14 protein-coding genes and 1 riboswitch are annotated in these 12,355 nt (G+C 73.4%); of the genes, 7 read left to right on the top strand and 7 right to left on the bottom strand.

The window, feature by feature from the left end; translation table 11 throughout:
* Positions 1–141: 141 nt before the first annotated feature.
* The 3 genes from ACGFI7_RS16970 to ACGFI7_RS16960 form a co-directional block, all read right to left on the bottom strand.
* A complete protein-coding gene (locus ACGFI7_RS16970; RefSeq protein WP_393405108.1) occupies positions 142–936 on the bottom strand; it encodes a thiazole synthase in 795 nt (264 codons plus the stop codon).
* Positions 890–1,090 (bottom strand): sulfur carrier protein ThiS, encoded by a 201-nt coding sequence (thiS, locus tag ACGFI7_RS16965; protein WP_393405105.1) that lies wholly within the window; start codon positions 1,088–1,090, stop codon positions 890–892. Before thiS ends, ACGFI7_RS16970 begins: the two co-directional genes overlap by 47 nt.
* The gene (locus ACGFI7_RS16960; protein WP_393405102.1) at positions 1,087–2,637 is read right to left on the bottom strand and encodes an FAD-dependent oxidoreductase; all 1,551 of its coding nucleotides are present in this window, start codon (positions 2,635–2,637) and stop codon (positions 1,087–1,089) included. Before ACGFI7_RS16960 ends, thiS begins: the two co-directional genes overlap by 4 nt.
* Positions 2,627–2,744, bottom strand: a riboswitch (TPP riboswitch). (Overlaps the previous gene by 11 nt.)
* A 129-nt stretch (positions 2,745–2,873) precedes the next feature.
* Here ACGFI7_RS16960 and ACGFI7_RS16955 point away from each other — a divergent pair.
* The 3 genes from ACGFI7_RS16955 to thiE are packed head-to-tail and all read left to right on the top strand — an operon-like array spanning position 2,874 to position 5,064.
* Positions 2,874–4,037 (top strand): NAD(P)/FAD-dependent oxidoreductase, encoded by a 1,164-nt coding sequence (locus tag ACGFI7_RS16955; protein WP_393405100.1) that lies wholly within the window; start codon positions 2,874–2,876, stop codon positions 4,035–4,037.
* Between the two features lie 30 nt (positions 4,038–4,067).
* A complete protein-coding gene (locus ACGFI7_RS16950; RefSeq protein WP_393405098.1) occupies positions 4,068–4,442 on the top strand; it encodes an Rv2175c family DNA-binding protein in 375 nt (124 codons plus the stop codon).
* Positions 4,420–5,064 (top strand): thiamine phosphate synthase, encoded by a 645-nt coding sequence (gene thiE / locus ACGFI7_RS16945; RefSeq protein ID WP_393405095.1) that lies wholly within the window; start codon positions 4,420–4,422, stop codon positions 5,062–5,064. Before ACGFI7_RS16950 ends, thiE begins: the two co-directional genes overlap by 23 nt.
* 10 nt (positions 5,065–5,074) lie before the next feature.
* On the opposite strand, the gene ACGFI7_RS16940 is transcribed toward thiE, so the two are convergent.
* Positions 5,075–6,142 carry a polyprenyl synthetase family protein gene (locus ACGFI7_RS16940; protein ID WP_393405093.1) on the bottom strand — a complete coding sequence of 356 codons (1,068 nt, stop codon included), beginning with the start codon at positions 6,140–6,142 and terminating at the stop codon, positions 5,075–5,077.
* 86 nt (positions 6,143–6,228) lie between these two features.
* On the opposite strand from ACGFI7_RS16940, the gene metF reads away from it, so the two are divergent.
* The gene (gene metF, locus ACGFI7_RS16935; protein WP_393405092.1) at positions 6,229–7,152 is read left to right on the top strand and encodes a methylenetetrahydrofolate reductase [NAD(P)H]; all 924 of its coding nucleotides are present in this window, start codon (positions 6,229–6,231) and stop codon (positions 7,150–7,152) included.
* A gap of 32 nt (positions 7,153–7,184) precedes the next feature.
* Positions 7,185–7,784: a disulfide bond formation protein DsbA gene (locus tag ACGFI7_RS16930; protein ID WP_393405090.1), complete on the top strand. Its 600-nt coding sequence runs from the start codon at positions 7,185–7,187 to the stop codon at positions 7,782–7,784.
* Between the two features lie 134 nt (positions 7,785–7,918).
* On the opposite strand, the gene ACGFI7_RS16925 is transcribed toward ACGFI7_RS16930, so the two are convergent.
* Complete coding sequence (locus ACGFI7_RS16925) at positions 7,919–8,482, bottom strand: GNAT family N-acetyltransferase (RefSeq protein ID WP_393405088.1); 564 nt, start codon at positions 8,480–8,482, stop codon at positions 7,919–7,921.
* Between the two features lie 36 nt (positions 8,483–8,518).
* Positions 8,519–8,995, bottom strand: coding sequence for a YbaK/EbsC family protein (locus ACGFI7_RS16920; protein WP_393405085.1), 477 nt, complete (start codon positions 8,993–8,995; stop codon positions 8,519–8,521).
* 96 nt (positions 8,996–9,091) lie between these two features.
* On the opposite strand from ACGFI7_RS16920, the gene ACGFI7_RS16915 reads away from it, so the two are divergent.
* Both ACGFI7_RS16915 and ACGFI7_RS16910 read left to right on the top strand, forming a co-directional pair.
* Positions 9,092–9,907, top strand: coding sequence for a peptidoglycan-binding protein (locus tag ACGFI7_RS16915; RefSeq protein ID WP_393405082.1), 816 nt, complete (start codon positions 9,092–9,094; stop codon positions 9,905–9,907).
* A 99-nt stretch (positions 9,908–10,006) separates the two neighbouring features.
* Positions 10,007–11,674 carry a hypothetical protein gene (locus ACGFI7_RS16910; protein ID WP_393405080.1) on the top strand — a complete coding sequence of 556 codons (1,668 nt, stop codon included), beginning with the start codon at positions 10,007–10,009 and terminating at the stop codon, positions 11,672–11,674.
* A gap of 4 nt (positions 11,675–11,678) precedes the next feature.
* Here ACGFI7_RS16910 and ACGFI7_RS16905 read toward each other — a convergent pair whose 3' ends face one another.
* The gene (locus ACGFI7_RS16905; protein ID WP_393405079.1) at positions 11,679–12,293 is read right to left on the bottom strand and encodes a TetR/AcrR family transcriptional regulator; all 615 of its coding nucleotides are present in this window, start codon (positions 12,291–12,293) and stop codon (positions 11,679–11,681) included.
* Between the last annotated feature and the right edge of the window lie 62 nt (positions 12,294–12,355).

The raw sequence follows: 12,355 nt of genomic DNA, 5'->3' as shown, positions 1-12,355 counted from the left end.
GTCACCGCCGCTGCGGCGCCGATCCGCCCCCGGGAGAGCCGTCCCGCCGGGAGGGAGAACTTCCACGGAAAAATTCTCCCTTTTCGGTCGGCCCCTCTCGGACGCTCAGCGTTTCCGAAAGGGGCCGTCCGAGGACGCGCGTCAGGGGGACATCGGCGAGGACGCCTCGGCGTACCGGCGGCGCGGGATCCGGCCCGCCAGCCGGGCCGCCCGCCCGGCCTCGACCGCCGAGCGCATCGCCGAAGCCATCAGCTCGGGCCGCTGCGCCCGGGTGACCGCCGTGGCCAGCAGCACCGCGTCACACCCCAGCTCCATCGCCAGCGCCGCGTCACTGGCCGTGCCGATGCCCGCGTCCAGGATCACCGGCACCCCGGCCGCCTCCACGATCAGCTCGATGCTGTGCGGGTTCCTGATGCCCAGGCCCGAGCCGATCGGCGAGCCCAGCGGCATCACCGCCGCGCACCCGGCCAGCTCCAGGCGCCGGGCCAGGGCCGGGTCGTCGCCGATGTACGGCAGCACCACGAACCCGTCGGCGACCAGCCGCTCCGCCGCGTCGAACGTCTCGATGGGGTCGGGCAGCAGGGTCCGCTCGTCGGCGATGACCTCCAGCTTGACCCAGTTGGTGCCCAGGGCCTCGCGCGCCAGCCGCGCCGTCAGCACGGCGTCGCCCGCGGTGAAGCAGCCCGCGGTGTTCGGCAGCACCTTGATGCCGCGCCGGCGCAGCACGTCCAGCACCGACCCGCGGGCGTTCGGGTCCAGCCGCCGCATCGCCACCGTGGTCAGCTCGGTGCCCGACGCCTCCAGCGCCTGGTCCAGCACGCCCAGGGACGGCGCGCCGCCGGTGCCCATGATGAGCCGGGACGAGAACTTCTCCCCGGCGATGACCAGATCATCCACCTTGCACCGCCGTGAGCACCTCCACACGGTCGCTGTCACGCAGCGCCGTCGTCTCCCACGCGCCGCGGGTGACCACTTCGTCGTTCACGGCCACCGCCACGCCTGAATGAGCCTCGGTCAGGGTCCGCACGGCCTGCGCCACGGTCATGCCCTCGGCCACCTCGCGGGCGGCCCCGTTGATCATCACTTTCATGCCACATCCCGAAATCTCGCCGGTGAGCACAGTGTCGCGAGGTCGGTCTCCTCGCCCTCCAGGATCGCGGTGGTGAGCGGCGTGAGCAGCACCCCGCCGCGATGGTGGCCGGTGGCCAGCACCAGCCCGGGGATCCCGCTCGGCCCGATGACCGGCAGGTTGTCCGGCGTACCCGGACGCAACCCCGCCACCACGTCGGCCACCTCCAGCTCCGTGACGCCGGGCACCAGCTCCCTGGCGTCCCGCAGCAGCTCGTAGACCCCGCCCGCCGTCACCCTGGTGTCGAACCCCAGCTCCTCCTGGGTCGCGCCGACCACCAGCTCCCCGTCGCCCCGGGGCACCAGGTAGACCGGGTTGCCGTGCACGGTCCCGCGCACGCACCGGCCGAGCAGCGGCTGAGGTGACCGCAGGCGCATGATCTGGCCCTTCACGGGCCGCACCGGCACCTCTGCCAGCTCCCCGCTCCACGCCCCCGCCGCCAGCACCACCCGCTCCGCGACCAGCGTCTCAGGCACCTGGGCTGCGCGTCGAAGAGCTCCCACGGGCACGGCGGGGGGCATGTCGGCGCGCAGGGCGGCGGGCGTGGTGGCTGACAGGGACGCGGGCAGGGCGGCGCGCAGGGCGGCGGGCGCGGTTTCGGGTCGCGCTGAGGGGCCGATCGTCGTCGCGGGCCCCGGGGCAGGTTCAGCGGGGGTCAGCCGTACGCCTGTCACCCGGCCGCCGCCGTCGCGCAGCAGCTCCGTCACGCGGGCGCGCACCACCGGGACGCCCAGCCGGTCCAGCGCGGCGAGCAGCGCCGCGGTCACGCGGCGCGGGTCGACCCAGGCGTCGGTACGGGCCAGCAGCCCGCCCCGGACGGTGGGCGCCAGCATGGGCTCCAGCCGACGGCACTCGCGCCCCGTCAGCCGTTCCACCGGCAGCCCCAGCTTCTCCATGAACCGGGCCTGCTCGTCGAGCATCGCCAGGTCGTCGGACCCGAACGCCACGTCCAGCGTCCCGTCGTCCCGCAGATCCAGCCCGGCCCGAGCCGCCGCCAACCACTCGGCCCCCGCACCCGCACCCCCGGACCCCACCGGCCGGGCGGCATCAGCGGGGGAAGGGTGTCCCGCGTCGGCGGCGAGGCCGACGTCGGCAGGGGGAGTACGCGCCGCGTCGGCGGCTGCCAAGGGCGCGCGTCCCGCGTTGGTGGTGCCGGTGGGCGGTGTGCGTCCGGCGTCGGCGGTGAGGTCGGTGCCAGCCCGGGAAGTGGGCCCCACGCCGGCGGCGAGGGCGGTGTCGGCCGGGGGAGGGGGGCCGTCGGGGGTGAGGCCGGCGTCGGCGGCGAGGGCGGCGGCGAAGGCGGGCCAGCGGCGCAGGGACGCCGCGCCCAGCCGGAGCAGGGGTTCCTCGGTGAAGGCGACCTCGCTGATCGGGGCCAGCATGCCCGCCGCCGCGTAGGAGGCGCCGCGGGCCGGGGACGGGTCCACCACCAGGACCTCGCGCCCCCGCCTGGCCAGCCGCCAGGCGATCGACAGGCCGACGACGCCGCCTCCGACGATCACATCCATGTCCGCTCCCTTCGCCGGCATGATCCGGATCAGGTGTCTTGCGGTCGAAGGCCCGGTGCAGCCTTCCTCTCAGCCCGGTGAACGGCCGGACTCCCGCGCGTCGTGCACCCCCACCCTACGACCTCCGGCGGCTGACCGACACGCCGGACCCGTACCGGGTGAGGTGGAGTGCCAGGTGGGGCGTGAACCGGGCCTCGGCGCGACGGCGCCGGGCGGCCCCCGTTATGGTCGCTTACGTGAATCATGTCGTGGTGGTGGGCGCGGGGCTGGCCGGCGTGCGGAGCGTCGAGGCGCTGCGCGCACGCGGGTTCGCCGGCAGGATCACGCTGATCGGTCAGGAACGGCACCGGCCCTATGACCGGCCGCCCCTGTCGAAGGCCGTGCTGCTGGGCGACGCCGACTCCAGCTTCGTCGACTCCGACCTGGTGGCGTTGGAGGTCGACTTCTGGCCGGGCGTCACCGCCAAGGCGCTGCGCGACGGCGTCGTGGAGACGACCGAGGGCGAGCTGGGCTACGACGGGCTGGTGATCGCCACCGGCGCGGAGCCGATCACGCTGCCCGGCGACGGCCCGCAGCACGTGCTGCGCACCCTGGACGACTCGCTGGAGCTGCGCGCCCTGCTGGTGCCGGGCGCCCGGGTGGCGGTCATCGGCGCGGGCTGGATCGGCGCCGAGGTGGCCACCGCGGCCCGCCGGTCCGGCTGCGAGGTCACGGTGATCGAGGCGGGCCCCGCGCCGCTCAGCCACGCGGTCGGCGCCGAGCTCGGCGCCCGCACGCAGTCCTGGTACGACGGCATCGACCTGCGCCTGGACACGATGGTCGCCTCGGTCGACGAGGGCGGCGTGGCGCTGGTCGGCGGCGGGTTCGTGGACGCGCACGTGGTGGTGACCGGCATCGGCGTCCGCCCGGCCGTCGAGTGGCTCGCCGACGCCGACCTCGACCTGCACAACGGCGTCGTCGCCGACGAGCACCTGCGCACGTCGCTGCCGAACGTGGTCGCCGTGGGCGACTGCGCCGCCTGGTGGTCGCGCCGTTTCGGCAGGCGGCTGCGGGTCGAGCACTGGGACACCGCGCTGGGCGCGCCCGAGGTGGCCGCCGCGACCCTGCTGGGCGAGGAGGCGGTGTACGACCCGGTCCCGTACTTCTGGTCGGAGCAGTTCGGCCACATGGTCCAGTACGCCGGCCATCATCCGGCCGGCGAGCGGCTGGTCCACCGGGGTGAGGTGACGGGCAAGTGGTCGGCCTGCTGGCTGGCCGCCGACGACACTCTCGCGGCCGTGCTGGCCGTCGACCGGCCGCGGGATCTCGTCCAGGGCCGCCGGATCGTCGAGGCGGGCCACCGGCTGGACCCGGAACGCCTGGTAGATCCGGACGTACCCCTACGAGATTGTGTTGTTTGAGCAAGCACGGCGTGTGGTAGTTGTGGTTTCGTGACGCTTTCTGTTGCACAGATCGACCGGGAGACCGACGCCCTCGTCGACGAGTGGCTCACTCTCCCCGAAGTGGCCGACCGGATGGGGCTCACCATCGGTCGCGCCAAGCAACTCCTCAAGGACCACAAGCTCCTCGGCGTGCGCCGGGGCGGCGGCGGGCCACAGGTGCCCGCGGTGTTCCTCGACGGACGTGAGGTGATGAAGGGCCTGCCGGGCACACTCACCGTCCTCCAGGACGCGGGCTACGACGACGTCGAGGCGCTGCGCTGGCTGTTCACCCCAGACGACTCACTGCCCGGATCGCCCGTCGACGCGATCAGAGCCGGTCGTCACACCGAGGTCAAGCGGCGTGCCCAAGCCCTCGCTTTCTGACGCCCGCCTCTATCTCTGCACCGACGGCCGGCGCGACCGCGGCGACCTCGCCGCGTTCCTCGACGCGGTGCTCGCCGGTGGCGTGGACATCGTCCAGCTCCGTGAGAAGGGGCTGGAGGCCCGGGAGGAGCTGGAGCTCCTCGAGGTGTTCCGCGACGCCTGCGACCGCCACGGCAAGCTGCTCGCGGTCAACGACCGGGCCGACATCGCCTTCGCCGCCCGGCCCGACGTGCTCCACCTGGGGCAGGACGACCTACCGGTGACGGTCGCGCGAGAGATGCTCGGCGACGACATCGTCATCGGCAGGTCCACCCACTCCCTCGCCGAGGCGTCCGCCGCGGCGGTGGAGGAGGGCGTCGACTACTTCTGCTGCGGCCCGATCTGGCCCACGCCGACCAAGCCGGGCCGGCACGCGCCGGGCCCGCCGCTGCTCAGGCACGCGGCGTCGCTCGGCACGGACCGGCCGTGGTTCGGCATCGGCGGCATCGACCTGGCCAACCTGGACGAGATCATGTCGTACGGGGTCTCGCGGGTGGTGGTGGTACGGGCGATCACCGACGCCGACGACCCGGGCGCGGCGGCGGCCGAGTTCGCCAAGCGCCTGGCCGAGGGCTCGCGCTGACCCGCGCGGGTCAGGTCTTGCGTGAGGTGGCGGCGACGGCCAGGTCGGCCAGCGCCGCCCGGGCCTCCGCCGTGATCGGCGCCTGCTCCAGCGAGGCCAGGGCCTCGCCGAGGTAGTCGGCGATCATGTCTTCGCACGCCCGCAGCGCCCCCGTACCGTCGATGATGTCGCGGAGGGCGGTGACCCCGGCGCCGTCGAGCTCGGGGTCGCCGAGCAGGCGGCGCACGGTCGCCGCGTCGGCCGGAGAGGCGGCGGCGAGCGTGCGCGCCACGAGCATCGTCCGCTTGCCCTCGCGCAGGTCGTCGCCCGCGGGCTTGCCGGTCGCCGCCGGGTCGCCGAACACACCCAGGATGTCGTCGCGCAGCTGGAAGGCGATGCCCACCCGGGTGCCGTAGGTGGTGCACAGCTCGTCGACCCACGGCTCCCGCCCGCCCGAGGCCAGCACCAGGCCGAGCCGGAGCGGCTGCTCGACCGAGTACTTGCCGCTCTTGTAGAGGGCGACCCGCAGGGCCGAGTCGAAGGTGTTCTCGCCGTTGGCCTGCTCCAGCAGGTCGAGATACTGGCCGCACATCAGCTCGGTGCGCATGTGGTCGTGCACCGGCTGGGCCGCCGCCAGCGCGGGCGCGGGCAGCCCGCTGGTGCGCCACATCTCGCCCGACCAGATCAGCAGCAGGTTGCCCAGCAGGATCGCCGCGCCCTCGCCGAACTGCTCGGCCGACCCGTGCCAGGCCGCCTTCTCGTGCAGCGCCTGGAAGCGGCGGTGAGCGGCGGGCATGCCGCGGCGCAGGTCGCTCTTGTCCATCACGTCGTCGTGCACCAGGGCGCTGGCCTGCAGCAGCTCAAGCGAGGCCGCCGCGGTCAGGACGCCGGGCTCGTCGCCGCCGCCCGCGGCGCGCCAGCCCCAGTAGCAGAACGCGGGGCGCAGCCGCTTGCCCCCGGCCAGCAGATCCTCCGCGGCGGCGCGGAGCGGCAGGAAGTCGGGCTCGCCGTCGGACGGGAGGCGCCGATCGACGAACTCCCTGAGGCGGCGGTCCACCTGGGGGCGCAGGTCGTCCATCTTCGCGGCGTCAACGGTCATGTCTTGAGACTAGTGGCCCGGCCGGGAAAGGCCGCCGACCAGGTTCCGGTGCCGTCGCCGAGGGGGCTGAGGGTACGCTGGGGGCCATGGCGCTTGGTCAACCCTCCATCCTGCCCGACCGTGTCCCCACCGTCCGGGAGCTGCTGGCCTCGGGTGGCCGGTCGTTCTCCTTCGAGTTCTTCCCACCGAAGACCGACGAGGGCGAGCGGCAGCTGTGGAAGGCGATCAGGGAGCTCGAGTCGCTCCGGCCGACGTTCGTGTCGGTGACCTACGGCGCCGGCGGCTCCAGCCGCGACCGCACGGTCGACATCGTCGAGCGGCTGGCCCACGGCACCACGCTGACGCCGGTCGCCCACTTCACCGCCGTCAACCACTCGGTGCGCGAGCTGCGCCACCTGATCGGCCGCTTCGCCGACGCGGGCGTGCGCAACATCCTCGCCGTGCGCGGCGACCCGCCCGGCGACCCCACCGGCGAGTGGGTCGCCCATCCTGAAGGCGTCCTGTACGCGGAAGACCTGGTCAGGCTGATCCGCCAGTCGGGCGACTTCTGCGTGGGCGTGGCCGCGTTCCCCTACAAGCACCCCCGCTCGCCGTCGATCGAGGCCGACACCGAGCACTTCGTGCGCAAGTGCCGGGCCGGCGCCGACTACGCGATCACGCAGATGTTCTTCCGCGCCGACGACTACCTGCGGCTGCGTGACCGGGTGGCGGCCCAGGGCTGCGACACCCCGATCATCCCGTGCGTCATGCCCGTCACGCAGATGAGCACGATCGCCCGGTCCGAGCAGCTTTCCGGGGCGCCGTTCCCGCCGGAGGTGGCCGCCCGGTTCGAGAAGGTGGCCGACGACCCGGCCGCGGTGCGCGAGCTCGGCATCGAGCACGGCGCCGAGCTGTGCCGGCGGCTGCTCGACGAGGGAGCCCCGGGCATCCACTTCATCACCTTCAACCGGTCGAGCGCCTCACGCGAGGTCTTCCAGCGACTCCAGCCGACCCCGGTCATGTCCGCCTGACCGGCGGGGCGTGACGGGTGTTGACTGGAGACATGATCGCTGACTTCTGGTTCGACCCGTCCTGTCCGTACACCTGGCTCACCTCGCGGTGGCTGGTGAAGGTGACCGAGGTCCGCCCGGTCGAGGTGCGCTGGCACGTGCTCAGCCTCGCGGTGCTCAACGAGGGCCGCGAGGACGACCCCGAGGGCGACCCGGAGGGCTACCTGTGGGTGCCGGCGCGGATCGCCGCCGTGGTGGCCGACCGCTACGGCCAGGAGACGCTCGGCCGCTTCTACACCGCGCTGTGGACCACCGGCGACAACGACGACTGGATCGGCGACCTGCGCACCGCGCTCACCGCCACGGGCCTGCCCGCCGAGCTGGCCGACGCCGGGCTCACCGACGAGCACGACCACCTGGTGCGCGCCTCCCACGCCGAGGGCATGGCACTCATGGGCGGCGAGTCGGGCACCCCGGTGATCGCGGTCAGCGGGGCGGGCGAGGATCGGGTGGTGTTCTTCGGCCCGGTCATCTCACAGGTTCCGGAGGGCGAGCAGGCCGGGCGCCTCTGGGACGGCACCCTCCTGGTCGCCGGCACCCCGCACTTCCACGAGCTGAAGGGCCTGCCCCACGAGGAACCCCGGCTCCCGTGATCGGTGCCACCCGCCCGCAGGGGGACCGAGCGGGTGGCGTTGGGGATGGGTGTGCGGATGGGTGTGCGGAAGGTAAAGGGTGAATCACCCTCCGTCAAGGTGATGCCCTGCGTCATGGTCGGCAAAACCTCAGGTCACGAAGGCGTCAGGGGGAGCCGCCTGCCGACGATCGCATACTCCTCGTAACCTCCGGGGAAGACGAACCGGCTCAGCAGGTCCACGAACCCCATGGCCGCGTACAGGTGGCGGGCGACGGTCGGCCGGTCGTGCGTCGAGAGCACGGCCGTGCGCTCCGGCCGGCCCGCGCACAGGGTGGTGATCATGGCGCGGCCGATGCCCTTGCGCTGGTAGTCGGGATGCACGTGGATCTCGGCCAGCTCGAACGCGTAGCCCAGCCACGCGTCGGCGACGTCGCGCCCGGCCCGGTCGGCGAGCGACCGGTGGACCACGTCGTGCCACCACTGGCCCGGGGCGCCGCGGAAGCCGTACGCGAACCCGACGATCTTCACTCCCTCCGGCGCGTCCCGCCATTCGGCGAAGTAGCACTGGAAGAAGGGGTAGGTCGCGTGGTTGCGCATGATGCTGCCGCGGCCCGCGACCTGCTCCGCAGGCGGGCGCATGGCGGAGGTGTAGACGTCCAGCACCGTGTCCAGCCGCTCGCCGAACTCGGCGGGGTCCGCGCCGCGAAACTCGATCACCGTCGCACCTTGATCCGTGTCATTCGACGATCCGTGTCATTCGACGTCCACGGGCGTGCCGCCGGTGATGCGGACCAGCTCGTCGAACGTGGTCGGGAAGACGGTGAGCGGATGGCCGCCGGCCGCCCACACCACCTCGTGCTTCTGCAGCCAGTTGTCCACCAACGTCCGGACCGGCGCCGGATGCCCCACCGGGGCGACACCGCCGATGGGCTGCCCGGTGGCCTCCCTGACGAACTCCGGCGTGGCCCGCCGCACCTTCGACACCCCCGCCGTACGGGCGACGAGGTCCACGTCCACCCGGTGCGCGCCGCTGGTCAGGACCAGCAGCGGCGCCCCGTCAGCGTCGAAGATCAGGCTGTTGGCGATGGCGCCTACCTCGCAACCGAGCTGCGCGGCCGCGGTGGCCGCGGTGGGCGCCTTCTCGGGCAGCACCACGATCTCGCCGGTCGCGCCCAGGCTCCGGAGCGCGTTTTCCACTCGTACCGCATTGGCGGGCAACTTCTCGGGCATGCGCACACTCTAAACAGATTGACTCTCGCATGACCCTTTTGACGGGTGGTGTAGGGTCCTTTGATTCGCTTGTTACCTGCTTGAGAGGTGATACCGGTGAGGGCTCGACGGCTTCCGGGAGTGCTCGCTCTCCTGACCGCCGGGGCGGTCGCGCTGACCGGTTGCGGAGCCGCACCCGCCGAGGCGGCGTTCCAGGCCATCCCCGCCGCGGCGGGCGCGCTCGCCGCGCGGCCCGCGACCGCGCCCGTGACCGCGACCGAGCCAGTGATCGCGCCCACCAAGAAGCTGAAGCTGGGCGCCAAGGGCAAGGCGGTCGTCTGGCTGCAGAAGCGGCTGCGCGAGCTGGGCTACCGCCCCGGCAAGATCGACGGACGTTACGGCGGCACCACGCTCGCCGCCGTCTGGGCGTTCCAGAAGGTCAACGGCATCACGCCGACCAGCACCATCGGCAAGACCACCTGGCGCGCCCTGGAGCAGCCGAAGCTGCCCAAGGTCCTGGCCAAGAACGGCAGGCGGACCCGCGCCGAGGTCAACCTGTCCAAGCAGATCATGACCCTGTACGTCGACGGCGAGCTGAAGCTGATCAGCCACATGTCGTCCGGCAGCGGCGTCCCCTACTGCGAGACCACCGTGTGGCAGGGCAAGGAGCAGCGCTTCTGCGGTTCGGCCAGCACGCCGACGGGCTCGTTCAAGACCACCTGGCGGCGTGACGGCTGGCACAAGTCCTACCTCGGCGAGCTCTACAACCCGATCTTCTTCAACGGCGGCATCGCCTTCCACGGCGCGCTGTCGGTGCCCCTCTACCCGGCCTCCCACGGGTGCGTGCGGCTGCCGATGAACGTGGCCGAGGAGCTGCCCGGCCTGCTGGGCACCGGGGTGCCGGTGCACGTGCGGGGCAAGTTCCGGAGATAACGTCCGCATAACCGATCTTGGTGACGGGGGCGTTAGGGGTCTGCTGGTGGACTCCCCTCACCGCTTCCGGGAGGGTCCCGGGGCGGCTGGGGGAGTCTCATGCCGTCCACGCTCACCGCCGTCGTCGCCGCGCCCGCGGCCCGCGCGTCGAGGATCCGCCCCGGCCCGCTGCTGGCCGCCGGGTTCCTGGTGCAGGTGACGCTGCGGTTATGGCTGTTCCGCTTCCACACCAGGCCGGTGGCGAACCCTGACGAGACCGGCTACCTGATCGCGGCGCGCTGGCTGGCCGGCGGCCCGGCCGCCGACTTCAGCGGCTCCACGTTCTATCAGGGCGGATACGCGCTGCTGCTGACGCCGGCGCACTGGCTGGCCGACGACCCCGTGACCGTGTACCGGCTGGTGGTCGTGCTGGGGTCGGTGGCCGCCGCCGGGGTGTTCCCGCTGGCGTACCTGATGCTGCGGAGGCTGGGCCTCGGCCGACGGGCGGCGCTGCCGCTGGGGTTCGCGGCGGGGGCCGCGCCGTCGCTGCTGCTGTTCTCGGGGCTGGCCCTGGCCGACGCGATGCTGCCGACACTGCTGCTCGGCTGGCTGCTCGCGGTGCACGAGCTGGCCCGCGGCGGCTCGGTGCGGGCGGCGCTGGGCGCGGGGACGGTGGCCGCGTACGCGGCGGCGGTGCACCTGCGCGGCACCGTGATCCTGGCCGTGACGGTGGCCGTGGTCGTCGGGCTGCTGGCCGGGCGGCGGCTGCCACGCCGGGCCGGGGTGGCCGCGCTCGCCGCCGCCGGCGTGGTGCTGGCGGCCGGGCAGGCGCTCAACGGGGCGGTGGCCGCGGGGCTCTACCCCGGCGGTCACCGTGACCTGAGCGGGCTGGCCGTCGAGCGGTTCACGTCGCTGGAGGGGCAGGCGTGGGCGCTGGCGGGCGCCGCCGGGCAGCTCTGGTACCTGATCGTCGGCACGTGGGGGCTCGCCGGGGCCGGCATGGTCGCGGCCGTGGTGGTCGCGGTGCGGCGGGCCGGGCCGTTCGGGCTGCGGGTGGCGGCGGGCGCGCTGCTGGCCACCACGCTCGGCATCGCCTACGCGTCCTCGGCCGCGCTGCCGGACGAGCACCGGGTCGGCAACTACGCCTACGGGCGCTATCTGGCGTGCGTGGCCGTCGTGTGGCTGCTGGCGGGCCTGGTCGCGCTGGTACGCGCCCGCCGGGGAGCCGTCCTGCGGTACGCGGCCGCGTCGGCGGCGCTCGCCGCGGTGACGGGCGGGGCCGCCGCCTGGTACGCGGGCGACCGGCTGCGCCGCTACGCCTTCATCGCCTTCGACTTCCCCGAGATCTCCTTCCTCAGCGGGGTACGGGACAGCCTCGACATGGCGAAGGCCTCGGCCGTCGCGGCGGTGTTCCTGGCCTGCCTGACCGCCGCCGCCTGCCTGCCGCGTCACCGGGGCGCGGCGGTGTCGGCCGTGCTCGCGGCGATCCACCTGGCCTTCGCCGCCTACCTGGCGCCGGCCGCGCCGCGAGCCGGTGACGGGCTGCCCGCGCCGGCGGCGGGCGGCCGGGTGGCGGTGGACGCGCGGCTGCCGTGGCGGATCGCGCTGCCGCTCGCCAACAAGGTGTGGTGGACGGCCCTGGAGCGCTACGACGGCGCCCGTCAGGGGCCGCCGCCCGGCGCCTGCACCGCGGTCGTCCCGGACACCGCCGGGCCGCCTCCCGAGGGCTGGGCCGTCAGCGGGCGGGGCGGCGGCTGGACGGCCTGGGCATCCGGCTCGTGCCGCTGAGCGTTCAGGCCTCGGCGGGAAGCTGTCGCCGCCCGTACAGCGAGATCTCGGCCGCCGCCGTGATGGCCTCCCACACCTGCTCGCGCGGGTCGCCCCGGGTGATGCTGACCATGGCGGCGAGCTTGACCGCGCCGACCAGCGAGCCCACCACCGCGGCCGCCTCCACCGCGTCGAGCTCGCCCGCGTAGGCCTGCTCCAGGGTCTTGGCAAGGCGGAGCTGCTGCTCGAACAGCAGATGGAGGGCGCGGGCCTGCAGAGCGGGCACGGTCAGCATGAGCTCCATGCGGGCCGCGGCCTCCTCCATGTCGAAGACGTCGGGGTCGGCGGCCTGCTCCAGGCTCGCCCGCATCGTCCGCAGCAGCAGGTCCGTCACCGGCTCGCCCGGCCGGCGCCCGGCCATCAGGTCGAGGACGTGGCGCATCCGCTCGGGGTAGTCGTGGAAGATCACGTCTTCCTTGCTGGCGAAGTAGCTGAAGAAGGTGCGGGCCGACACGTCGGCCGCGGCCGCGATCTCCGCGATCGTCGTCTCCTCGTACCCCTTCTCCTTGAACGACCGGAGCGCGGCGTTCACCAGCGCCCGGTGCGTGCGCTGCTTCTTGCGCTCCCGTAGCCCGCTCATATCCGAAGAGTACTCTAGCTTCACAGATTGCAAAATTGCATCGAGTGATGTTTTCTGGAGTG

This window comes from Nonomuraea sp. NPDC048826 (genome assembly GCF_043198225.1).
GTDB lineage: Bacteria > Actinomycetota > Actinomycetes > Streptosporangiales > Streptosporangiaceae > Nonomuraea.
The sequence above is the reverse complement of the archived record's forward strand: the minus strand, read 5'-3'. Positions and strand labels throughout refer to the sequence as shown.

Coding starts and splice junctions, on each gene's coding strand:
- thiS (WP_393405105.1), bottom strand. CDS start 1,090: ATGAAAGTGATGATCAACGGGGCCGCCCGCGAGGTGGCCGAGGGCATG.
- ACGFI7_RS16960 (WP_393405102.1), bottom strand. CDS start 2,637: ATGGATGTGATCGTCGGAGGCGGCGTCGTCGGCCTGTCGATCGCCTGG.
- ACGFI7_RS16940 (WP_393405093.1), bottom strand. CDS start 6,142: ATGACCGTTGACGCCGCGAAGATGGACGACCTGCGCCCCCAGGTGGAC.
- metF (WP_393405092.1), top strand. CDS start 6,229: ATGGCGCTTGGTCAACCCTCCATCCTGCCCGACCGTGTCCCCACCGTC.
- ACGFI7_RS16930 (WP_393405090.1), top strand. CDS start 7,185: ATGATCGCTGACTTCTGGTTCGACCCGTCCTGTCCGTACACCTGGCTC.
- ACGFI7_RS16920 (WP_393405085.1), bottom strand. CDS start 8,995: ATGCCCGAGAAGTTGCCCGCCAATGCGGTACGAGTGGAAAACGCGCTC.
- ACGFI7_RS16910 (WP_393405080.1), top strand. CDS start 10,007: ATGCCGTCCACGCTCACCGCCGTCGTCGCCGCGCCCGCGGCCCGCGCG.
- ACGFI7_RS16905 (WP_393405079.1), bottom strand. CDS start 12,293: ATGAGCGGGCTACGGGAGCGCAAGAAGCAGCGCACGCACCGGGCGCTG.